This window comes from Paenibacillus sp. FSL R5-0713, from assembly GCF_037973325.1.
Taxonomy (GTDB): Bacteria; Bacillota; Bacilli; order Paenibacillales; family Paenibacillaceae; genus Paenibacillus.
Map to the genome: position 1 here is coordinate 1884107 of NZ_CP150229.1, position 21175 is coordinate 1905281.

Annotated in this window: 25 protein-coding genes; 20 read left to right on the forward strand and 5 right to left on the reverse strand. The window is 47.9% G+C overall.

The genetic code is table 11. The annotated features are described in order from the left end of the window. Positions 1-8: 8 nt before the first annotated feature. The 3 genes from MKZ12_RS08615 to MKZ12_RS08625 all read right to left on the reverse strand — a co-directional run bounded on the left by MKZ12_RS08615 (position 9) and on the right by MKZ12_RS08625 (position 2584). Positions 9-1115 carry an MFS transporter gene (locus MKZ12_RS08615; RefSeq protein ID WP_339259945.1) on the reverse strand — a complete coding sequence of 369 codons (1107 nt, stop codon included), beginning with the start codon at positions 1113-1115 and terminating at the stop codon, positions 9-11. Between the two features lie 89 nt (positions 1116-1204). Then, a complete protein-coding gene (locus tag MKZ12_RS08620) occupies positions 1205-1735 on the reverse strand; it encodes a TetR/AcrR family transcriptional regulator (protein WP_339259946.1) in 531 nt (176 codons plus the stop codon). Positions 1736-1813: 78 nt separating this feature from the next. Beyond that, positions 1814-2584, reverse strand: a complete 771-nt coding sequence (locus tag MKZ12_RS08625) for a DeoR/GlpR family DNA-binding transcription regulator (protein WP_339240735.1) — start codon at positions 2582-2584, stop codon at positions 1814-1816. A 352-nt stretch (positions 2585-2936) separates the two neighbouring features. Here MKZ12_RS08625 and MKZ12_RS08630 point away from each other — a divergent pair, with 352 nt between their 5' ends. The 4 genes from MKZ12_RS08630 to MKZ12_RS08645 all read left to right on the forward strand — a co-directional run bounded on the left by MKZ12_RS08630 (position 2937) and on the right by MKZ12_RS08645 (position 6349). Further along, positions 2937-3902 carry a metallophosphoesterase family protein gene (locus tag MKZ12_RS08630; protein WP_339259947.1) on the forward strand — a complete coding sequence of 322 codons (966 nt, stop codon included), beginning with the start codon at positions 2937-2939 and terminating at the stop codon, positions 3900-3902. A gap of 42 nt (positions 3903-3944) precedes the next feature. Further along, positions 3945-4802: a DMT family transporter gene (locus MKZ12_RS08635; protein ID WP_339259949.1), complete on the forward strand. Its 858-nt coding sequence runs from the start codon at positions 3945-3947 to the stop codon at positions 4800-4802. A 213-nt stretch (positions 4803-5015) separates the two neighbouring features. Continuing rightward, the gene (locus MKZ12_RS08640) at positions 5016-5564 is read left to right on the forward strand and encodes a nucleotidyltransferase family protein (protein WP_339259951.1); all 549 of its coding nucleotides are present in this window, start codon (positions 5016-5018) and stop codon (positions 5562-5564) included. A gap of 53 nt (positions 5565-5617) precedes the next feature. Then, entirely contained in the window at positions 5618-6349 is a 732-nt protein-coding gene (locus tag MKZ12_RS08645) for a YdcF family protein (protein ID WP_339259953.1), read from the forward strand. Positions 6350-6475: 126 nt separating this feature from the next. Here MKZ12_RS08645 and MKZ12_RS08650 read toward each other — a convergent pair whose 3' ends face one another. Together MKZ12_RS08650 and MKZ12_RS08655 are read right to left on the reverse strand one after the other, a co-directional pair. Continuing rightward, complete coding sequence (locus MKZ12_RS08650; protein ID WP_339259954.1) at positions 6476-7828, reverse strand: M56 family metallopeptidase; 1353 nt, start codon at positions 7826-7828, stop codon at positions 6476-6478. 9 nt (positions 7829-7837) lie between these two features. Beyond that, positions 7838-8212, reverse strand: coding sequence for a BlaI/MecI/CopY family transcriptional regulator (locus MKZ12_RS08655; RefSeq protein WP_339240744.1), 375 nt, complete (start codon positions 8210-8212; stop codon positions 7838-7840). Between the two features lie 167 nt (positions 8213-8379). Between MKZ12_RS08655 and MKZ12_RS08660 the strand changes: the two genes are divergently transcribed. The 16 genes from MKZ12_RS08660 (at position 8380) to MKZ12_RS08735 (ending at position 21076) form a co-directional block, all read left to right on the forward strand. Next, positions 8380-8901, forward strand: a complete 522-nt coding sequence (locus MKZ12_RS08660) for a hypothetical protein (RefSeq protein ID WP_339240745.1) — start codon at positions 8380-8382, stop codon at positions 8899-8901. Between the two features lie 117 nt (positions 8902-9018). Beyond that, the gene (locus tag MKZ12_RS08665; protein ID WP_339259956.1) at positions 9019-9909 is read left to right on the forward strand and encodes a TIGR01777 family oxidoreductase; all 891 of its coding nucleotides are present in this window, start codon (positions 9019-9021) and stop codon (positions 9907-9909) included. A gap of 381 nt (positions 9910-10290) precedes the next feature. After that, positions 10291-11292, forward strand: a complete 1002-nt coding sequence (locus MKZ12_RS08670; protein WP_339259958.1) for a beta-ketoacyl-ACP synthase III — start codon at positions 10291-10293, stop codon at positions 11290-11292. After that, positions 11282-12574, forward strand: coding sequence for an ATP-grasp domain-containing protein (locus MKZ12_RS08675; protein WP_339259960.1), 1293 nt, complete (start codon positions 11282-11284; stop codon positions 12572-12574). Before MKZ12_RS08670 ends, MKZ12_RS08675 begins: the two co-directional genes overlap by 11 nt. Beyond that, positions 12571-13566: an NAD(P)-dependent oxidoreductase gene (locus MKZ12_RS08680; protein ID WP_339259962.1), complete on the forward strand. Its 996-nt coding sequence runs from the start codon at positions 12571-12573 to the stop codon at positions 13564-13566. The genes MKZ12_RS08675 and MKZ12_RS08680 overlap by 4 nt, the downstream gene beginning before the upstream one ends. Next, the gene (locus MKZ12_RS08685; RefSeq protein WP_339259964.1) at positions 13560-14420 is read left to right on the forward strand and encodes an MBL fold metallo-hydrolase; all 861 of its coding nucleotides are present in this window, start codon (positions 13560-13562) and stop codon (positions 14418-14420) included. The genes MKZ12_RS08680 and MKZ12_RS08685 overlap by 7 nt, the downstream gene beginning before the upstream one ends. After that, on the forward strand, positions 14417-15733 hold the full coding sequence (locus MKZ12_RS08690) for a F390 synthetase-related protein (protein WP_339259966.1): 1317 nt from the start codon (positions 14417-14419) through the stop codon (positions 15731-15733). Before MKZ12_RS08685 ends, MKZ12_RS08690 begins: the two co-directional genes overlap by 4 nt. A gap of 37 nt (positions 15734-15770) precedes the next feature. Continuing rightward, positions 15771-16709, forward strand: a complete 939-nt coding sequence (locus tag MKZ12_RS08695) for an SDR family oxidoreductase (RefSeq protein ID WP_339259967.1) — start codon at positions 15771-15773, stop codon at positions 16707-16709. A 60-nt stretch (positions 16710-16769) separates the two neighbouring features. Then, entirely contained in the window at positions 16770-16916 is a 147-nt protein-coding gene (locus MKZ12_RS08700) for a hypothetical protein (protein ID WP_339259969.1), read from the forward strand. Between the two features lie 18 nt (positions 16917-16934). Further along, entirely contained in the window at positions 16935-17516 is a 582-nt protein-coding gene (locus MKZ12_RS08705) for a DJ-1/PfpI family protein (protein ID WP_339259970.1), read from the forward strand. Further along, positions 17513-18046, forward strand: coding sequence for a GNAT family N-acetyltransferase (locus MKZ12_RS08710; RefSeq protein WP_339259972.1), 534 nt, complete (start codon positions 17513-17515; stop codon positions 18044-18046). The genes MKZ12_RS08705 and MKZ12_RS08710 overlap by 4 nt, the downstream gene beginning before the upstream one ends. A gap of 39 nt (positions 18047-18085) precedes the next feature. After that, entirely contained in the window at positions 18086-18967 is an 882-nt protein-coding gene (locus MKZ12_RS08715) for a serine/threonine protein kinase (RefSeq protein WP_339259974.1), read from the forward strand. Positions 18968-19059: 92 nt separating this feature from the next. Beyond that, a complete protein-coding gene (locus MKZ12_RS08720; protein ID WP_339259976.1) occupies positions 19060-19431 on the forward strand; it encodes a hypothetical protein in 372 nt (123 codons plus the stop codon). Positions 19432-19433: 2 nt separating this feature from the next. After that, complete coding sequence (locus MKZ12_RS08725; protein WP_339240765.1) at positions 19434-20153, forward strand: GNAT family N-acetyltransferase; 720 nt, start codon at positions 19434-19436, stop codon at positions 20151-20153. Beyond that, positions 20150-20620, forward strand: coding sequence for a GNAT family N-acetyltransferase (locus tag MKZ12_RS08730; RefSeq protein WP_339259978.1), 471 nt, complete (start codon positions 20150-20152; stop codon positions 20618-20620). The genes MKZ12_RS08725 and MKZ12_RS08730 overlap by 4 nt, the downstream gene beginning before the upstream one ends. A 69-nt stretch (positions 20621-20689) precedes the next feature. Beyond that, the gene (locus MKZ12_RS08735) at positions 20690-21076 is read left to right on the forward strand and encodes a hypothetical protein (RefSeq protein WP_339259979.1); all 387 of its coding nucleotides are present in this window, start codon (positions 20690-20692) and stop codon (positions 21074-21076) included. Positions 21077-21175: the final 99 nt, after the last annotated feature.

Genomic DNA, 21175 nt, shown 5'->3' on the forward strand with positions numbered 1-21175 from the left:
TCTGTCATTTATTTCACTCGAATTAACAATCCGAACAGCCCGAGTACAGCAAAGGCCAGAAATGCCGTTGTATTGGAGAACACTTCAATCGTGTAACCTGCCATGGATGAACCGAGGAATTGCCCAGCACCCAGCGCGAGAAAGGCAAGACTAATTCCGATGGATACATTGGGACTGAATAGTCGCGTTGCCCAAACGATAAATACACTGGTCAGGAAAATATATGTGCTGCCAAATATGATCGCAGAGATCAGGCTTGCCGCCATGGATGGAAGCAGGATTACCCTCAGCGAGATAGCCAATAAAAGTATACCTATCCGGTAGGACCACCCAATCTCAATACGTTCAATAATGCGTCCGGCGCATCCGCCGAGTATCCCCATAACCCCCATCACAATCCAGAACAACACGGCTTCCGAATCGGAGGCCCCTTTCTCGTCCGTGAGGAAGTTTCGGGCAAAGGTCCAGTAGATTGCGGAACTAACACCTGTTAACAGACAAGCCATCAGAAGAGCAGACCCGGGTCTGGTTGGTTTCATACATGTCCAGAGCGACTTGGTACAAGGCAGTGTCTTGGTTGCCGGAATGACACGTCTGTTCCACAGCAGAACCACAACACCGATCACGGCAAACAGGATGTAGGTTAGACGCCAGTAATCCGTGAACAGCCAGTAGAGTGGACCGGATATAACAATTCCGAAGCTGGTCCCTGTATTAATCCAGCTGTTGCCTCTGGCTTGCAGATCCGGTGCAAGTTCCGCATTAACCGTGTTACCAAGTGCCGGAGAGGCCCAGCCTGTACTTAAACCGGCTAGAAATACACTAAATGCAAGAACCCATGCATTCTGAGACAGGGCAATGCCGGTTAATCCGAGCACTGCGCTGATGCCTGCCAATTGAATGACATAATGGTGCCCCTTGTGATTAATCAACAGGGGTGCCGTTAGAAGGGACAGACAATAGGCAATATACGTTCCAGAGTTAATCGCCCCAGAGGCTGCGTCATTCAAGTGTAAGGCTTCCGAAATTTCCGGCATAAACAATCCATAACTGAATCGCCCGAATGCATAACATACAGCGATAAGTGCAATGCCTGGAAAGATAATTTTTTTCATAAAATCCACCGCCTTTTTAGATAGAACGATCATTATATTTTCACTTAAATAAAAAAGTGAGTTGAACTACTAACTCACCCGGAATAGGACTACTTGAAACTGGTTTGCGTCATATGGATCAATTCTCGGCAGACGTCATTTACATTTTCTGTCTCAGCAAGTGCCGTAGAACCCTCCAGCAGCAGGGCGAATCGTATCAGATCTCGATCACTTGCAGCAGGCGCCAATGTTTGGATTAACGTTCTCATATGTCTTTTATGTGCATTCACTGTCTGGACGATGATATGGTCTGCATGACCTCCGAATTCTTCTTTGGCGCGTAAGAACAAGCAACCTCTTGACTCGTGTTCTTTCAACCAAGTTGCATGTCCTTCAGCCAGATTGAGAAACATGGGTTGTTCTTTATTGTTTGCATATTGCCTTAACTGTTCCAAATAACGCTGTTCGCGCCGGAGGAGCACCTGAACGATAAGGTCATCCTTGGATTCAAAGTGGTTATATAACGTCATGATGGCGATTCCGGCATCTGTGATAATTCGCTTCAATCCAATGGAATGGAAGCCATGAAGATAAAATAATTCTTCAGCCACGTTCAAAAGCATTTCTTTTTTGCTGCTCATAATCAGGAATGTCCTCTCTTGAAAATAGGATAGAACGATCATTATACCTTATAAAGGTATAAAAAATAGCTCACACTGTCAAATCGTGTGAACCGTTTCAATCTCCATTTGATGTAGGGCCTCAATCCATTCTGTCGAACATTCGGAGTCTGTAATGACCATTGATACGTGATTCATGGGGGAGATCTGTGCAAACGTGGATCGACCAAATTTGGTGTGATCGGCTACCAAAATGGACTCTTCTGCTCGTTCCATCATTCTGCGGGAAACAAGTGCTTCTTCCAGCAAATAGTCTGTTACACCATCCATTAACGAAACACCGCCGGCAGAGATGAATGCTTTGTTTACTTTGAACTGACTCAGCAATTCATGTGTGACTGGCCCCGTGGAAGCTTGCACCGCTGAATTGATTTCACCTCCAGCAAAAATGATTTTACCTGCAAAACCTTCCAGCGCACAGGTGAGGATTGGAACTGAGTTGGTGATGACAGTCACCTGTGAACGATTTCTTAGTTGACGCATGATCTCCAGTGTTGTTGTGCCATTGTCCAACATCACGGTTTCACCATCTTCAATCAGAGCGGCAGCTGCAATGCCGATGCGCTGTTTCTCACTCATCTGAAGCTGCGCACGCTTTTGAAAAGGGGCTTCGATCATTCCTGAACGTACACGAACAGCTCCGCCATAGACTTTACGCAATTCGCCTTCCTTTTCGAGTCGATCCAGATCACGTCGTATGGTTTCTGTAGATACCTGAAACAGATCTGCCAAAGCCTGAACCTGAACTTTCCCTTGGGTAGCCAAACGGGTAAGAATAGTGTTTTTGCGCTCTTCGTACGTTAGAGACATACGTTGTCGAACCTCCTGTATTGCGTATACATATGTATTTTAAATTTATAATTCGTGTAGTCTTGTGGATTTATGTTGATTTATATAGTTTAAAAGGTCAAGCAAAGCTTGTCAATTTACCGAACGTGTACTTTAAAAGAAATAAATTGCACCGTCTAGGATCTTGATTATTTTGTTATCCAAGACATGGGACAGAGATGTGATGATGAAGTTAATGATGTATTGACAGTACTATCATGTGAAGATAAGATCATATAAAACAACATAATGTCACAAGAAACAACATACAGAGTGTAACGAGATCATAATTATATAACATGTATTTTTACTTACTAATGAGGGGGTCAAAAGAGTGAAGCGACAGCTGACTTTTCAAAAAGATGGAACGTTTAAAATTGTGCAGTTTACAGATCTGCACTGGAAAGACGGTCGTCCTGAGGATATCAGAACCCGGAAGTTAATGAATACCGTTGTTCAAGCGGAACAACCCGATCTGGTTGTGTTTACAGGGGATGTGATCTATACGGGGCCGGTAGATCAGGGGAAAAAGGCATGTGAGCATCCGGAGCAGGCTTTCCGTGAGGCCTTAGCAGTTGTGGAAGAGTGTGGCATTCCGTGGGCATTTGTGTACGGCAATCACGATACGGAAAATCGGATTACTCCCGATGGATTAATGGATGTCATTCAGGAGCATGAGTATAACGTGACAGAGCCTGGTCCAAGCGAGATTGCAGGGATGAGCAATTACACGCTGGAGGTAGCCGATCCGGATGGGAGTCCGGCTGCAGTATTGTATTTCCTCGATTCAGGGAGTTATTCCACAGTTGAGTCTATTCCCGGCTATGACTGGATTCAGCCCAATCAGATCCAGTGGCTGATGTCTGAATCCATACGCGTCAATCCCGGCCGCAGCCGCGGAGATAAGCTACCCGCCTTGGCGTTTTTTCATATCCCGATTCCTGAATACCAGTCCATGTGGGACACGCAGATCTGCTATGGCAGCAAGTACGAGCCTGTCTGTTCTTCCCAAGTGAACTCGGGGCTGTTCTCAGCACTGCTGGAGATGGGCGATGTGATGGGAACCTTTTGCGGACATGATCATGTGAATGATTTTCACGGGAATTACCATGGCATTCGTCTCTGCTACGGGCGTTCGAGTGGGCACAGTACATATGGAAGGGAAGGCATGCTGCGCGGAGGACGCATCATTCAGTTGAAGGCGGGACAACGCAGCTTTGATACATGGCTTCGTCTGGAAGACGGCTCTGTCGTGAAGGAGCAGCCAGAACATCAACCTGGGAGCGCTTCAGCACAATAGATTATATAAAAGAGTGATGGAGTAGAGAGGAACGTTTTGATTATGATTTTACCTATAATGCTGGTACTGGCTTCCGGGATGGCTCATGCCGTCTGGAGCATGTTTACCAAGCGCAGTCTGAATAAAAGTGTGTTTTTGTGGTCCATCATGATGATTCCAACGATTATATTGCTTCCTGTACTCATTGTGGAATTGGCACGTGAACCCTTATCCATGGCAGCCTATGCGCTACTGATTCTGTCGATGGGCTTGCAGGCATTGTACTCTTGGCTGTTGTCTCAGACCTACGAACTCGGCGATCTATCTCAGATCTATCCGATTATGCGGGGAACGAGCACCTTATTGGTACCTCTAATCGGAGTTACTTTTCTGGGCGAAACCTTATCATTGTACGGCTGGATCGGCATTGCGTGTATGCTCGGCGGATTTACGGTGCTCAGTGGTGCCGGAAGCAGAGATGTTAATACGGGCTCGCGTGTAACGGGATTGAAGCCGGTTTTGATGGCTTTATGTGTAGGTTTATGTACAACCAGTTACGTGTTCGTGGATAAGCTGAATCTGGAACATATCTCACCCTTATCATTACTTGAAGTGACCAACATTGGTTTTGTCGCCGGTTTAACCCCTGCGTTGCTGGCTTCTCGTCAACTGCGTCAGGAGTGGAAGGTGAATCGATCGACCATTATGCTTGGCGCGTTACTGAATCCGGGCTCGTATCTGTTGTTTCTGTTTGCGTTACAGCAGGCACCGATGGCAAGACTGGGTCCCCTTCGGGAAGTAGGAACGATATTTGCAGCCTTCCTCGGTATTTTACTACTGAAAGAACAGCAGGGGAAAAAGCGTATTCTCTGTTCCGTCGTTATTTTTGCCGGCATTTTGCTAATTGGGATGTGGGGCTGACTAAAAAAATGAATCAGATTTCTTCATGCAATCCCCTCAGGTGAATGACCTTAAGATGCATCTGTTCAGATGACACTTAGGTGACCGCCTGAGGGGATTTGTTCATTTTATCGGAGACACCCAAACATGATATATTGGATGCAGGCACAGTAAGCAGGTAGAATAGATTGAGGGAGTGAGTAGAGCATCGGGAGTAAAGAGAAGGACCACTTGTTGCATGAGGAGAAATTCATCCGGGCAATTGCGGAGCACGAGCAATTAATGCATGACCTGCGGAGAGTCCGAGGTCTCCATTTGCCACAATGTTACATAGGTGCAGGATATATTCGCAATTATATCTGGGATATTCTCCATGGATATGCTGTTCGAGAGCTGCATAGTGATATTGATGTTGTCTATTACGATGCGCAAGATCTGCGAGAGGAACGAGACATACAGTTGGAGTGTCAGCTTCGTGAGTTGACAGGCAATGCCAAGTGGTCGGTCAAAAATCAGGCCAGAATGCATCTGCGCAATGGCACAGATCCTTATCTTTCTACTGAAGATGCTCTTCGCTATTGGCCAGAGATTGTGACTGCCATAGGGGTACAGTTGGATGAAGAAGATCGGGTTAACATCTGCGCTCCTCATGGTCTGTGTGATCTGTATGCGTTAATGGTTCGTCGAAGCCCGTTCTTCACGGATGCTGATTATTATAATCAACGCGTACAGAAGAAGTGCTGGCAACAACAGTGGCCCAAACTAACGATAATAACAGACTGAAAGATAAGTGATTTGCGGAAGTGCAGGTACAAGAAGGAGTGTCTACGGAATTGATGAAAAAGTTCTTACAGAAAAACGGACTGATCATTGATCTTGTCCTGTTGGCATGTTTTGTAGCTTTTCTGGTCTTTTGGGGCCAGAGGTTTGCGGTCATGTTTTTCGGAATGATCACGGTGGCTTTTATCGTGCTAAGACGGATTGACTATCAGAAGCATGTTATTCTGAAACGGATTATCCTTACCGGATTTGGTGTGGTTGCCGTCTCCTTTGTCATTGTTGAAGCACTTGTGTTCACACAGCTTGGTGCGAATGATCCGGAAGAAGCGGACTATGTCATTATTCTGGGTTCAGGCATTCGGGGAACGGAATTGTCATTGACCCTCAAGCAAAGGTTAGATGCCAGTCTGGACTACATTCGCAGTCACCCTCAGACGCCGGTGATTGTATCGGGTGGACAGGGACCCGGGGAATCGATTCCCGAAGCGCTTGCCATGAAAAACTATCTGATTGAACAGGGGATTAACCCCGCCCAAGTCATTATGGAAGATCGCTCGACGAGTACACAGGAGAATCTGGCCTTTTCCAAAAAAATCATTCATGAATCCGGATTGGAGCACCCCGAGATCATGATTGTCACCAGTGACTATCATATGTTCCGTTCCAAATATATCGCTGCCAAGAACGGGTACGCGGCAGAATACGGTATATCGGCCCCGTCACCGGGATATTTGAAGCCGGTCAACATGATCCGTGAATATTTTGCTACGATCAAAACGTTTATCTAATATGCAAAAAGGACGAAGCGTAATACTTATGCTTCGTCCTTTTGCATATATGGGTGTACTTGTTCCTTAAAATACTTATGCTTCGTCCTTTTGCATATATGGGTGTACTTGTTCCTTAACGTTGTGTTACTTCTCTGAAGGAACAAGTACAGCTTCAGAAACCTGATCCGCAGGCGCTACCATTTCAGAAGATGAGGCAGGAGAAGGAACGGTTGCAGCCTCGGAAGGGAGGGCTACCATCTCAGAAGATCCAGCAGGAGAAGGAACTGTGGCTGGTTCTACAACTTGAACTTCAGAAGGTTCAGTAGTCGAAGGAGCTGGTATATTTTCTGAAACTTCATCCTCAGGGATAGCCACGATTTCAGGCGTTTTGGAAGCAGCGGGAGCAGTTACAGCTTCAGAAATTCCGGATTTAGATGGAGAAGCTGCGATTTCAGGAGTTTCAGATACGGTAGGAACAGGCACGGCTTCAGTAGCCTTGGCCTCTACTTTAACCGTATGGTTTGATGCCCATACTGCGGTGGATGTACTTACTCCTGTAATAAGCAATAGGGCCCCCATACTTAACATCCAGTGTTTCTTGTTCAGTTTCTTCACGTTAAACATGTTCATCAATCTCCTTTTTAATTGTTTGCCTTCACCCGACAGGGATGAACAAAATTGAGCAGGCATATTCTTGGTTCCCGCCATCACATTTAAAATTGTCTCACCATATTGTCTTCGTTCTTCGTGGGACATCTCTTTCACCACATCTTCATCACAGGCTAATTCGCTCCAGGTATGAATGTCCCGGCGAATCATATGAATCAGGGGATTGAACCAGTGCAGGGCACTAACCCCCAAGGTCAGAGCCTTGACCCACAGATCTTGATGTTTCAGATGTACCAACTCATGATGAATCACCATCTTGATGTCCATCTTTACCGTATTTTCGGGTGGAAGATATATGGTTGGTTTAAACAAGCCGACCAGTATAGGGCTCCGTACTGCCGTGCTGTGAGCAAGCGTGATATTGCGTTGGAGACCCAAAGCCTCTTTGATTAATGGCAGCTGTATAGCGGCTTCACTATCATAGAGAACTGGTATACGTGTGCGTGATAGTTCATTCAAAAATCTCCGATAACAGTACACCTGCCATGCAGAAAAACCGATGACGCCAATGCCCCATATGCATAACAGGGACCAGGCTGTAGTTACAGAAATGGTTTGTGCCGAGATAAATGTCCCTGCAAGTAAGCTTGTAGATGTTGCATGCTCCATACTCGGTACAGTTGATGTAGGAGGGAATGCAAAACCCAAAAGCCATGAAAGGCCAAGGGATACCGGGAGCAGATAGAACAAGAGAGCCATTTTACCGAGTCTGTAGAGCCACTTGGTCGGAAAAACAGATACAGGTATGAGTCGCAGTGTCAACATACATATGGCAACGATACTTCCAGCCACGGTCAGGCTGCACAGAATTTTAAAAAAGATGTTCATGATCTGCACCTACTTTTCCGAAAGCCATTTTTTCAGTTCTGAAATGTCATCGTCTGAAAGCTTATCGCCGTCATACATGGCCGAAACCAAATTCTTGACAGAACCTTGATAAAGCCCATCAAGCACGTGCTGTGTTTCCTGTAGTTTATAGTCTTCTGGTTGTAGAAGAGGTTTGTAATCATTGATTCTTCCACGCCTCGTCACGGTAAGAGCGCCTTTATCCACCAATCTGGACAGAAAGGTAGACATGGTCTGCGCTTTCCACGCTTTCCCTTTCTCAGCGAATATGTCTAATAGCTCTGTCGAGGTGACGGGTGGATCGCATGACCATATAACGACCATTAACTCCATTTCTGTTTCGGATAATTTTTGAATCTGGTTCACAGTGAACACTCCTTAACATCGTTATGCGTCCATAACGAGCATATTACTACACTACGTAGTACGTATAAACTACTACAACTTGTAGTGGATAGTCAAGTTATCCTGATAGATGATTGCCAAACCATGTTATAATATAGGTCATTAATAGAAGAACGATGTAGGAGTGAATGATCATTACAGCATATCAATTACCTGCTCTCTATGAGCAGAAGCGAGTTTCAATGCAAGAAATGGAAGAGATTGTACGCCTATTGGCCCAAGCCCCGCTACTATATGATGATGGAGAGAGCATTCAGGTTCAGGACTATCTGGAAGGATTGGAAGTCGAACTTGAGCATGAGGTACGCCTTGCTGTGACTGAATTGTATGCACTGGCTGTTCAGGCCTGCCGCGTCTTCGCTGATCCATTGGCGTACGAACAACTTCAAGATGCGCTTGGGTTACAGGCTGAGTTATGGCAGGAGGAAGTGCTTACTCTTGCGAAGTGGATGGACTGGCTGAAGCAGATCAGTGAAGGAAAAAGAACACTGCCCGAGTACAACTTTACAGCCATGCTTGGGACTTTGCCGGACGGATTCATGATCCATGACTTTTATGATGAGCTCAGATATCAACTGGAACAAAACCCTGCAAACACATGGGCTATCGAAGAGCGGGATCGCTTGTACACGGCGCTGGGTGCGAATTAAATCAAACCAACGGGTCACCAGCGGTGTTTAATCTAATATCTGTATTTTGCATGCATAGAAACAGGTTGATCTATCTCTTGCGAAATCTTTACCCAGTATGGGAAATGAGGGGATACCGTGAAAAAGATTGTATTAGCTGGTGGAACGGGTTTTGTTGGACAGGATTTTGCCCAAAGGTTCAGGAAGCTGGGTTATGAGGTGCTGATTATCTCGCGTCAGCCCGGTCATATTGCCTGGGAGGATCGTACAGGGATCATAGAGGCACTGGAAGAAGCAGAGATGTTGATTAACCTGGCAGGTAAATCGGTGAACTGCCGTTATACGGATGAGAATCGCAAAGTCATTCTGGAATCCAGAACGCGTACAACACGTATTCTCGGGGAAGCCGTCCTGGCTTGTAAACATCCTCCCGAACTATGGATTAATTCGAGTACGGCGACCATATACAGACATGCTGAAGATCGTCCCATGACGGAAAAAGAAGGCGAGATTGGCTCTGGCTTCTCGGTCGACGTTGCCAAAGCTTGGGAACAGGCTTTCTTTGAATTCAGTTTGCCGTCTACACGTCAAATTGCACTGCGAATTGCGATTGTGCTGGGCGAGGGCGGCGTGATGGTGCCCATGACGAACCTGGTCCGTTTTGGCCTGGGAGGATCTCAAGGTGCAGGAACACAGCAATTCAGCTGGATTCATATCGAGGATCTGTTCCGCATGGTGATCTATTTGCAAGAGCATCCGCACTTAAATGGTGTGTTCAATGCGTCCTCTCCGCATCCGGTTACAAATCGGGAGCTCATGGCACGTCTGAGAGAACAGATGGGTGTTCGGATCGCGCTGCCCTCTCCTCGCTGGATGCTTGAACTGGGCGCACGATTCATCAAGACCGAAACAGAGCTGGTTCTCAAAAGTCGATGGGTCATTCCTGAGCGACTGGAGAGGGAAGGCTTCACTTTCACCTACGGAACGTTAGATGTCGCTCTTGCCGAGATCCTGAGTAAGAAGAAATAATATTTCATACAAAAGAAAACACAACAGCAAGGGCAGAGGCATCTGCCCTTTATTATATATTTTAAGGCTTCTATCAAATGGCGTTTCGCCATTTGAGGTTAAGGACTCATTTCATTTATATATGTTCAACTAAACATTTACACGATAACGGAGAGGACAGAAATAACTTGAAGAAGCTAAGCGTGCGCCCAAAAGCTTTCTGAAAGAAAGCTGCATCGGAAGCATCGGCTTATCCCCGGATGTTCCCTTTTTAAGAAGGGAATCAAAAAAATCTGGGGATAACAGCGATCGGAAAGTTGTTCTGTCATCGGAGTGTCTGTGTAAATACTAATTAGCTGAACTTATATATATCAGTCAGATGAACAGAAAGAGGTTGGGGAAATGCAACTTAGAAGAGTGAGGATTGCGGGAACAGGGAAGTACCTGCCTGAACAGGAAGTTACCGATGAGGAACTGGATCGCCGCTTGGGCGTGCCTGCAGGCTGGGTTAGCAAAGCCACAGGTGTAGGTGTACGCCATTATGCTTCGGGTGAAGAGACTTCCTCCTTCATGGGCGCGCGGGCTGCTGAAGCTGCACTTGCGGATGCAGGATTACAATTCAGTGATATCGACTGCCTGGTGTGTACCAGTGGCACGAAGGAACAACCGTTGCCTAGTACGGCGGTGTTTATCCAGCAGGCCATGGGGCAGCAAGATTCGGGCGTACCCGCCTTTGATATGGATGCAACCTGCCTGAGTTTCCTGAACGGACTGGATGTGATCTCCTATATGGTAGATGCCGGACGTTACCAGCGAGTACTGCTCGTAGCCACCGAGATTGCCTCAGCGGGACTAAATTGGTCGGATAAAGAGAGTGCGGCCCTGTTCGGAGATGGAGCAGCCGCCGTTATTATTGAGCGTTCGCCTGAAGGGTCATCCTCACAGATTGTACATGCTTCCCTTCAAACCTACAGCCGAGGTGCTCGCTTCTCGGAGATAGCAGGTGGCGGTACACGGCAGCATGCTTCGAATTATAATGCAGATCAGCCTGAGCCTTACCTATTTCATATGGATGGACAGGCCATCTTCCGCATGGCTTCCAGACTTTTACCCGGATTCATTGGTGGTATGTTGCAGGCGACCGGGAATCGGATGGAGGATTTCCAATTGGTGATTCCCCATCAGGGGAGTGCCATGGCGATGAGACTGATCCGCAAAAAGCTAGGCATTGCTGAAGATCGGTTTATGGACATCACACGAAATCACGGCAATACAATTGCGGCATCGATCCCGATGGGTCTGCATGAAGCGATTAGACAACAGCGGATTCAGCGGGGAGATCGGGTGTTGATGATTGGCACGGCTGCCGGATTATCATTGGGAGGACTCATTTTTGACTACTAGATCTGGGGAAACCGGACATCGTACAGCTGCTTCTCTTCGTGTGCTGCTTACAGGCGGAAGGGCTCCCGTTACGCTCGATCTGGCACGTATGCTTCATCGTGCAGGCCATCGGGTCTATGTTGCGGAGAGTGTCGTACGGCATCTGACCAGATCATCCCGTGCAGTGGAACAGTACGCTGTGGTTCCATCGCCGCGTCATGACACACGTACTTATCTGGCGGAACTGGAACGGTTGGTACAGGATTGGCAGATCGACCTGCTGATCCCCATGTGTGAAGAAGTCTTCTATGTTGCTCAAGGGGCAGACAGACTGCGTGCATATTGCCGTGTTCTGGTTACAACCATGGAGCAATTACATGAGCTGCACCATAAATATGATTTTATCCAGCTTGCAGGGTCACTCGGTCTTTCAGTTCCGGATACGCGCCTGATCAACAATCAGCAGGAATGGATGGAAGCTCAGTCTGTTCTGGGAGAATCAGGAGATTGGGTGTGGAAACCGGTGTATTCCCGCTTCGCAGCCAAAGTTCGCATGCCTACACGTTTGATCGATGAGGGTACGGGCGGGACTGAGCAAGAAGGACACATAAGCAAAAAGAAGCATCGACATTTACGTAACGATCCTCCGGAAGAAGGGGAATTATCCTCTGCTTCCCCTTGGGTTGCACAGGCCTTCATTCCGGGTCAGGTGTTGTGTACATACAGCATAGCCCACGAAGGACAACTGGTTGCGCACGCCACCTACGATAGCCGCTACCGCACAGGAAGCGTGGGGGCCAGTGTATTTTTTGAACAGGTGGAACATGAGGGTGCCCTTGCGTGGGTAAGACAATTCGTTGAAGGAACGGGGTTTAGCGGACAGATTGGGTTTGATTTTATAGTGGTTCAGGATGGGCAACTGTATGCAATTGAGTGTAATCCGAGGGCAACGAGTGGGATTCATCTGTTTCACCCCGGAGATGACTTGGTGCGTGCACTGACTGAACCGGAGACGTTGGTCAAAGAAGGAAAATGGATCACGCCCGCAAAGGGTAGCAAAGCCATGCTCATGCTTCCCATGCTGGGAAGCGGAGTACAGCAGATCTTCGGCAAAGGCAATTTCCGTGCATGGATAGCTGCCTGGCGTGGAGCCAGGGATGTGGTCTATATGCGGCAGGATACCCAGCCGTTATTTGAACAATTCGCGGTAGTGCTGGCCGCCTGGCGTCTGGCAAGATCACAGAAGATCTCACTGACTGAAGCTTTGACTCACGACATAGAATGGAACGGTGAACAACAATGAAGAGAGCATTGGTTACAGGAGCTACGGGATGTCTGGGCAGGCACCTCGCGATACGGCTTGCAGAAGACGGATGGGAAGTCACGGGCATGGGCCGACAGCCCAAGGTTGGTGCAGAACTTGAGTCGGCAGGAATCCGATTCCTTAATGGAGATATACGGGATGAGGCTACAGTAGACGAAGCGTGTAAGGGGCAGGATATGGTATTTCACTGTGCGGCTCTGTCATCGCCATGGGGCCGATATCGTGACTTTTATAGCAGTAATATGGAAGGAACACAGAAACTCATGGATGGCTGCCTGAAAAATGATGTACAGCGATTCATACATGTCTCGACTCCAAGTGTATATTTCAACTACATACCACGATTTAACGTACATGAAAATGACCCGTTGCCATCCAAACCAGCGAATCATTACGCAGCCACGAAGCTTCTCGCTGAACAGGTCGTAATGGAAGGGCATAGAAAGGGACTTCCGTCGGTCATGATTCGACCGCGAGCGATCTTTGGTCCGTATGATCAGACGTTATTTCCCCGAATTGTCGCGGCCAATGCGAAATCCGGCGTGCCCATGATCGGTGGCGGACAGGCTTTAATTGATCTGACCTGTGTGGATAATGTGGTGGACGCCCTGTTATTGTGCCGTGATGCACCGGACGAAGCGCTCGGCAGAGCGTACAATATCTCCAATGGCGATCCGAGGGCGTTTAATGAGTTGGTGAGCAGCTTGTTTGGCATGCTGGACATGCCTCTGCGTCGTCGAAACATTCCTTATCAGGCAGCATATGGCGTTGCAGCATTGCTCGAGCGTGTTCATGGCTTTATTCCTGTGCTGGGTGAACCTGTGTTGACAAGGTATACCGTTGGCTCCTTATCCATCCCGCAGACATTGGATATTACGGATGCACGGGAGCGATTGGGATACGTCCCTCGGGTGTCTATTGAAGAAGGTTTACAACAATTTGCAGACTGGTGGAGGGCTGAATCATGCTGACGACAACTCCGGTAGAACTATATCTGGGTGCGGCAGGTTACTGTACACATCCAGAGTTTCTGACGCTGCGCGGTGGTCGGTTGAAGCCGGTGCCTTTCCCGGCAGGTTTTGCCTGTATCATTCATCCTGTACATGGCCCAATCCTGCTGGATACGGGATATAGCTCCCGCTTTTTCAAGGAAACGGCTCATCTGCCCAATGCACTGTATCGTCATATTACACCGGTTGTCTATCGTGAAGAGGATAGTGCCGTTCATTTTTTGGCTGGGCTTGGGCTGAAAGCTTCGGATATCCGGTATATTATCCTCTCCCATTTTCATGGCGATCACATCGCAGGTGTACGAGATTTCCCGGAGGCACAATTCATCTATTTGCCGAGAGCTTATGATGCTGTGCGCTCACTCGGTCCGATTGCGGCTGTGAAGGCAGGTTATCTGTCTGGATTGTTGCCTGAAGATTTTGTAGCCAGATCCTTGCCTGTTACGCGTCAGCCGGAGCGGTGGACAAGAGCGGGAGAATCGTTCCCTTATGATGAGGTTTACGATATCTTCGGCGATGGCAGTCTGCTGGGGGTGGAGGTATCCGGTCATGCGGAAGGCATGATGGGACTTCTGTTGCGTACAGAAGAACATGATTATTTCCTGTGCGCGGATGCAGTGTGGTCGAGTCGGGCTTTTCGTGAACAGCGCAGGCCTCATGCGCTCGCGGGTATCATTATGTCTGATCGACAGGAATACCACCGTAACTTTGACAAGTTGGTTCAGCTGCATCAGCAGTTTCCCGACATTCGGATAGTGCCGAGTCACTGCCGAGATGTGCTGGACGCTTGGGGCACAGGAGGGCTGAAACGATGAGCAATACCCTTCGTATTGTAGTACATTATGCGCTTGCACGCGGGCTGCGAACATGGAAAACGCGGGAACAACTGGAGCGCTGGCAAGAGCGTCGGATTATTCGACATGTCCATCAGATCCGCGCCCGATCTCCGTTTTACCGAAAGTGGTGGGGTGGCGTGGACGCATCCTACTGGAGAAGCTTTCCGATGATTGACAAATCAATCATGATGGAGAACTTTGATACACTGAATACGGTAGGCATTACCAAGGATGAAGCGTTGGCTCTAGCAGGTGAAAGTGAAGAAACGCGTGACTTCAAACCCTCCATTCAGGGAGTGACTGTTGGATTGTCCTCGGGTACGTCAGGGAACCGGGGAATATTTCTGGTAAGTGATCAGGAGCAGGATGCGTGGACGGGCACGGTGCTGGCCAAGTTGCTGCCTGGTGGGCTGTGGAAACCTGCGAAGATTGCGTTTTTCCTGCGGGCCAACAGTAATCTGTATGAATCGGTGCAGCGAGGCAAGTTACAGTTCCAGTACTTTGATCTTCTGGAACGTGTGGAGACCTTGGTGAGACGGTTGGAAGAATACCAACCTACCGTCTGGGTGGCTCCCCCATCCATGCTGCGTCTGTTGGCGGACGCCTATGTGGCGGGTCACCTGGCCGCTGTACCGGATAAAATCATCTCGGTTGCCGAGGTGCTGGACCCCCTGGATCGCAAGGTGCTGGAGCAGGTCTTTGGACAGACCGTTCATCAAGTCTACCAGTGTACAGAAGGGTTCCTGGGAGCGACCTGTCGTTATGGCACACTGCATTTGAATGAGGATATAGTCCATATTGAAAAAGAGTACATGGACCCGGCCACCCGCCGGTTCGTGCCCATTATTACGGACTTCTCCAGAACATCACAGCCGATCATCCGGTATCGGCTGAATGATATTCTGACCGAGGCGGCGACGCCATGTGCCTGCGGTTCTCTGTTTACAGCGATTGAGCGGATTGAAGGCCGCTGTGATGACACGCTTTATTTTGAACAACTGCATACGGGTGTGTCTGTACCGTTCTTTCCGGATTTCGTTACTCGCGCTGTCATTGCGGCTTCGCCGGATATTGAACATTATCGTGTGGTGCAACGTGGGGACGGGACGATGGAGGTATCACTAGTACTTGGTGGAAATGCAGCAATGGAGCAAGTAAGGGCTGATGTGTTGCATGAATTGAACAAGTTGGCAGGCAGGATGGATTGTACTTTACCGGAGGTGAGATTCGTTCCGTATGCGTTCAAACCAGGGGTCACCAAGCTACGCAGGGTGGAGAGACAGCTTGATTGAGTTGGTGAGAAAATATTGGGGGAGAGCAGGTGGCTGCATGACAGTGGTGACATATAAGATAGGAGATGGACAGCAACGGATGCAGACAGAGAATCATAGAAATGAAGAAACAAAGGAAAAAAGAATATCAACATCCGGTGCATATGATCCCGTGGCTCTCATTACAGGCACATCCAGTGGCTTCGGTATGTTAACGGCCATTACTCTTGCCAAGCAGGGATACCTTGTTGTTGCCACCATGCGTGACCTGAACCGAAAAGAAGAGTTGGTCAGACTTGCAGGAGAGGCAGGCATAACAGCACGTTTGGTGTATGAGCAGTTGGACGTTACGGATTCTGAATCGGTGCAAGCAGCTATAACCAAAGTCGTTCTGGATTATGGGCGCATCGACATACTGGTGAACAATGCAGGATTTGCGGTTGGCGGGTTCATTGAGGAAGTATCGATGGAGGATTGGCGGAGCCAGATGGATACGAATCTGTTTGGGTTAATCGCTGTGACACGTGCAGTCCTGCCTGTGATGCGTGAACAGAAGCAAGGTCTAATTGTTAACTTGTCCAGTGTCAGCGGGTTGTCGGGTTTTCCGGGTTATGCTCCATATGCTGCCTCCAAATTCGCTGTGGAGGGATTCTCGGAAAGTCTGCGGCATGAGATGTCTTCGTTCGGCGTTCGCGTGGTATTGGTTGAGCCAGGTGCTTATCGTACGCCGATCTGGAATAAAGGTCTGGGTGAGATACACCGGAGCGAGGACTCTCCGTATAAACATAAGCTGGATGCGGTCCTTCGTTATTCCCAACATGCAAGCGAGACGGCACCTGACCCACAGGAGGTAGCAGATCTGATCGGACGAATTGCACGGATGCGTGCACCAAAGCTTCGATATGCGCTGGGCAAAGGATCGCGTGTGCTGATCATAGGTAAAGCATTGCTACCGTGGAAGTGGCTGGAATGGATCATTGCCCGTGGATTAAAATAGAGATTATATACTTCAGTATCCATTCACAATTGCGGCTATTTCCAAGAGAGGGGTGGATTCGTGTTTGAAATCATTGTTGTTATTCTGCTTCTTGTGATTGTGGGCTTGCTCTTGCGAATCAACAGCAAGCTGCCGGAACGTGATTGGGTGAAGGAAGCGATGGAACGGGATCGGAATCAAAAACATAACCAGAGTTCTCCAAATTAAAATAAGCGGAGGTTGCCAATGAAAATTGCATTCGTTTTGTTTGATGGACTGACTTTCCTTGATTTTGCTGGGTTTTATGATGTGATCAATCGGTTGAATTTCTTTGAACAAACCAAAGGAACAACATGGGAAACCTGTGCAATAACAGATCAGGTCACGGATGAGTCTGGTTTAACAATGAAGGTGGATCGAGTGAAGCCTGACCTGTCGGAATATGATCTCGTGTTTGTCCCCGGGGGCATGGGAACGCGTAAGCTGCGATACGACGAGGCATTTGTAGGCTGGTTGAAACAAGCGGAGTCTGTTCCTCTGAAGGTATCCGTGTGCACAGGCTCTCTTCTGCTGGGAGCGGCTGGATTTTTGTCTGGTAAAAGAGCGACGACACATCCGTATACCTATGATCTGCTTCAGCCGTACGTTGCTGAGGTTATTCAGAGCCGGATCGTGCGGGATGGAAACGTAATTACAGCCGGTGGAGTAGCCACGTCCATTGATCTGGGAATTTATGTTGTTGGGTTGCTTGCAGGACAGGAAGCGGCAGCAAATGTGAAACTCCAGATCGATTATCCTTATGAAATGGAGGGAGTGGTCGAAGAATGAACGAAAATGGAAAGCAAGAAACCTATATCATGCGCAATATTAAGCGGGATGAAGCAGATGTATACTGGCCGTTTCGACTGGAAGCATTGAAAACACATCCTGAAGCCTTCGGGGCTTCCTTTGAATTATCCATTCGGATTCCCATGAATGAAGTGCAGGAACGCATACATAACGAGCCCGACGATTATATCCTGGGCGCATATACAACAGAAGGAACACTCGCGGGAATGATGGGTTTCAAGAGAGAATATGGCCTGAAGCTCAGGCACAAAGGCATAATCTGGGGCGTCTATGTTGCTCCGCCATATCGGGGAAACGGTCTGGCATCGCAATTGCTCCAGGAAGTCTTGGAACGGGGAAGATATCTGGAAGGCATCAAGCAAATTAATCTGAGTGTGGTAACGACGAATGAATCAGCCAGACGCTTATACGAGCGATATGGATTTGAAGTGTATGGCATTGAGCGTAACGCACTGGAGGTCCATGGTCAGGGATATGATGAGGCGCATATGAATTACTTTTATACGTAGCATTCAATATGAAGAAGATATCACAGCAGGAGGTGTCCTATGACAGGTCAAGTTGAACTTGAGATCGACGGTATTTCCTTTGTCTTGAAAGAGTCTCACTCATTTGATTGGTTACGGCCCCTGGGTACGGTCTTTCGCGTATTCGATCAGCAGGATTCAGGAAATCTCTCCTTCGGTATCGTGCAAAAGGATGGAAAGAGGTTGTTCGTAAAGTATGCGGGAGCACGTACCATTCATGCGAATCATACGGGAAGTCCCCCGGAAGCCATTCGTAATCTGAAATCATCTGTTTCCGTCTATGAAGATTTGAAGCATGACACGTTGATCCGACTAACGGATCATTTTGCAACGGAGCAAGGGTATGTCTGTGTATTCGATTGGGTGGAGGGGGAGAATCTTCATAACCACTGGAAATTTCCGCCTCCGGCCAAATATGAAGATCCTCGTTCCCCCTACTATCAGTTCAGACAACTTCCGGTGAAGACAAGGATTGGCGCGATGGAGCAGATTCTTGATTTTCATATCGAGGTGGAGCGGAGAGGGTATGTGGCTGTTGATCTGTATGACGGCAGTCTGATCTATGATTTTGACAAGTACGTCATGAAAATTTGTGATATAGACTTGTATCGGAAGGGCTCTTTTACCAATACCATGGGGCGTATGTGGGGATCTTCCCGTTTTATGTCTCCAGAGGAATTCGAGCTGGGTGCACTCATAGATGCGGTTACCAATGTATTCAATATGGGAGCCATGGCATTCGCGCTGCTGGGTGGGGAGAAAGACCATTCATATGATAGATGGGGTGCCGGAGAGGCTTTATATCAGGTTGTGATACGTGCAGTCAGCGCAGATCGTTCCCAGCGGTATGCATCGATTGCAGAACTCGGTGAGGCATGGAAAGAAGCTGCAATGCAAAGGTAAGGAGCGCGTATACGAATTATTCGCAAATATGCAAAATCCATTCGTATGTGTGTGATAAATACCGTATAATGGAAATTATTAAGGGGGTGCAGATGATGTGCAGATATGCCATGACAGGACCATACAAAGACATCTATGCATGCTTCAATTGTCGCAAATCATTTAAACAAGTTTCCAGATACGACCTTCGCCCTGAAGTTGTGGAACAACTCGAATATAAATGTCCACAATGTGCTGCGTCTATGGTTAGCATGGGACAGGATTTCCAGGCGCCCAAACAAAATGATAGCAAACAATGGACCAAAGTGATGATTCTGTATCGCCATGGTTATACCTTTCATAATTGTGGATGCGGGGCTGGATATCGGCCGTCAGATTTACGTGAATTACCCGATTTTCTGGATCAGCAGGAAGCAGGTAAAGGCAGTGAAGGCAAACGATTATTGCAAAGGTTAACTTCATAGTTATGGCTCCTACATCGAACCTGTCGTCTATGGAAATGTTGAAGATACAAGCGAGCACGTTATATACAATCAATGAGCAGCAGCGTCTATTAAGCATTAACGAGCCGGGTGGTGGGCAGGCTCCAGCCATATTTATCGGATTGGCTTCTGCCGGTTCACTGATCTATTACCACGAGCAGTTACCGCCGGATCTGATGGATGAATTGAGTAAGGAATGCGAGCTTCCATTGGATATTCCGAAATTGATTCGAAAGGTGCAGACCTTTGAGCCAGTTAACCATGTGTGGATGGGACCAGCCTATGTCTTTCCTGAGTCATCTGACGAATGGAATCGGCAGGTTCAGTTGATTGGTCAGGAGCAGTGTAATTTGCTGGCAGAGCATTTCCCTGAATTAACAGATCTCTTGCATGAAAAATGGCCTGTTTCGGCTTATGTTATTGATGATTCTGCTGTGGCAGTGTGCTGCTCCGCACGGATTTCCGAACATGGGGCGGAAGCAAGTCTCTATACGGCACCTGGTTATAGAGGACATGGGTATGCAGCGGAGACGGTAAAATGCTGGCAGTATCATGTCAAGGAACGTGGACGCATGCCAATCTACAGTACATCTTGGGATAATCTCGCTTCACAGCAAGTTGCCCGTAAATTGGGATTAATTCAGTTCGGTGTAGATTTCAGTATCACAACTGTGGAGTTGAGGAAGGGCTGTGATGTTGGATGATCCGCACTTTCCTACAAAAGGACCTTCAGTATGTCATTGAAGCGCATATCCGAATCTACCGAGATGAGTATAATTATGATTATAGCTTTGCTGAATTTATCACCCATGCGGTGAATTCGTTTGGTTGTTCAGGCAATCACGCGAGGGAGATGTTATGGGTTATGGAGTTAGATCAGATAGCTTCCGGTTCCATAGGACTTACTCAGGTGAATGAACATACGGCTCAACTGCGCTGGTTTCTAATTGAACCGGAAGCGCGTGGTGCAGGGTGGGGCAGGAAACTGATCGAACAGGCAGTTCTTTACGCAAAAGAGCAGGGCTACACATCTATCATCCTGTGGACCAACGAGTCTTTGGATGGAGCACGCAGATTATATCAGTCCTTCGGATTTAAAGTGATGGAAGTTCGTCAGCAGATTCTGTCAGGCCAGGAGCTTGCCGAAGAAAAATGGGCACTTGCTCTATGATTGGGACTGCGATTTAAGCATTACAGACAGCTTCCGGTTGCGTTAACTCGTTGTGAAAGGAGTGGGCCAGTGAATCGCAGAAGATGGATTCTGGGTTTGTTATCTGGATGTATTGCACTGACGGTAACGGCGTGCTCGACTCAGACGGAAGAACAAGTATTATCAGCAACCATTGAAAGCAACCTGCAGCAGATGGTTAGTGACCCTCTCCTGCTGACCAGCAGCAATCCCAATGATTACATTGCTGGTAACCCGGAGGTTTACAGGGACATCTTGAATACGGGTAAGGAAGGATCTCTTCTCCTGTTACAGCAACTCGAATCCAGTTCGGAGAACGGTCTCAAGGAATGGATCATGGCTCAGGCAAGTAGCGAAATGCTTGGAGAGCACAACCCTGTAGAGACGTGGCATAGTGGCAAGGACTGGCTCAGGCAGTATAAAATAAACGTAGAATAATGGTTCATCATCATCCCTAGTACCTGACTTAGCGGAAGTAATGGAGGGGACGGAATCGATTCTGAAGAAGCGATAGCGTTCGCCTTTGTCTCCGAAGAA

Coding starts and splice junctions, on each gene's coding strand:
- MKZ12_RS08685 (WP_339259964.1), top strand. CDS start 13,560: ATGCTGACGACAACTCCGGTAGAACTATATCTGGGTGCGGCAGGTTAC.
- MKZ12_RS08695 (WP_339259967.1), top strand. CDS start 15,771: ATGACAGTGGTGACATATAAGATAGGAGATGGACAGCAACGGATGCAG.
- MKZ12_RS08660 (WP_339240745.1), top strand. CDS start 8,380: ATGATCATTACAGCATATCAATTACCTGCTCTCTATGAGCAGAAGCGA.
- MKZ12_RS08635 (WP_339259949.1), top strand. CDS start 3,945: ATGATTTTACCTATAATGCTGGTACTGGCTTCCGGGATGGCTCATGCC.
- MKZ12_RS08720 (WP_339259976.1), top strand. CDS start 19,060: ATGATGTGCAGATATGCCATGACAGGACCATACAAAGACATCTATGCA.
- MKZ12_RS08730 (WP_339259978.1), top strand. CDS start 20,150: ATGATCCGCACTTTCCTACAAAAGGACCTTCAGTATGTCATTGAAGCG.
- MKZ12_RS08615 (WP_339259945.1), bottom strand. CDS start 1,115: ATGAAAAAAATTATCTTTCCAGGCATTGCACTTATCGCTGTATGTTAT.
- MKZ12_RS08710 (WP_339259972.1), top strand. CDS start 17,513: ATGAACGAAAATGGAAAGCAAGAAACCTATATCATGCGCAATATTAAG.
- MKZ12_RS08625 (WP_339240735.1), bottom strand. CDS start 2,584: ATGTCTCTAACGTACGAAGAGCGCAAAAACACTATTCTTACCCGTTTG.
- MKZ12_RS08650 (WP_339259954.1), bottom strand. CDS start 7,828: ATGAACATCTTTTTTAAAATTCTGTGCAGCCTGACCGTGGCTGGAAGT.
- MKZ12_RS08690 (WP_339259966.1), top strand. CDS start 14,417: ATGAGCAATACCCTTCGTATTGTAGTACATTATGCGCTTGCACGCGGG.
- MKZ12_RS08705 (WP_339259970.1), top strand. CDS start 16,935: ATGAAAATTGCATTCGTTTTGTTTGATGGACTGACTTTCCTTGATTTT.
- MKZ12_RS08725 (WP_339240765.1), top strand. CDS start 19,434: ATGGCTCCTACATCGAACCTGTCGTCTATGGAAATGTTGAAGATACAA.
- MKZ12_RS08715 (WP_339259974.1), top strand. CDS start 18,086: ATGACAGGTCAAGTTGAACTTGAGATCGACGGTATTTCCTTTGTCTTG.
- MKZ12_RS08680 (WP_339259962.1), top strand. CDS start 12,571: ATGAAGAGAGCATTGGTTACAGGAGCTACGGGATGTCTGGGCAGGCAC.
- MKZ12_RS08620 (WP_339259946.1), bottom strand. CDS start 1,735: ATGAGCAGCAAAAAAGAAATGCTTTTGAACGTGGCTGAAGAATTATTT.
- MKZ12_RS08645 (WP_339259953.1), top strand. CDS start 5,618: ATGAAAAAGTTCTTACAGAAAAACGGACTGATCATTGATCTTGTCCTG.
- MKZ12_RS08670 (WP_339259958.1), top strand. CDS start 10,291: ATGCAACTTAGAAGAGTGAGGATTGCGGGAACAGGGAAGTACCTGCCT.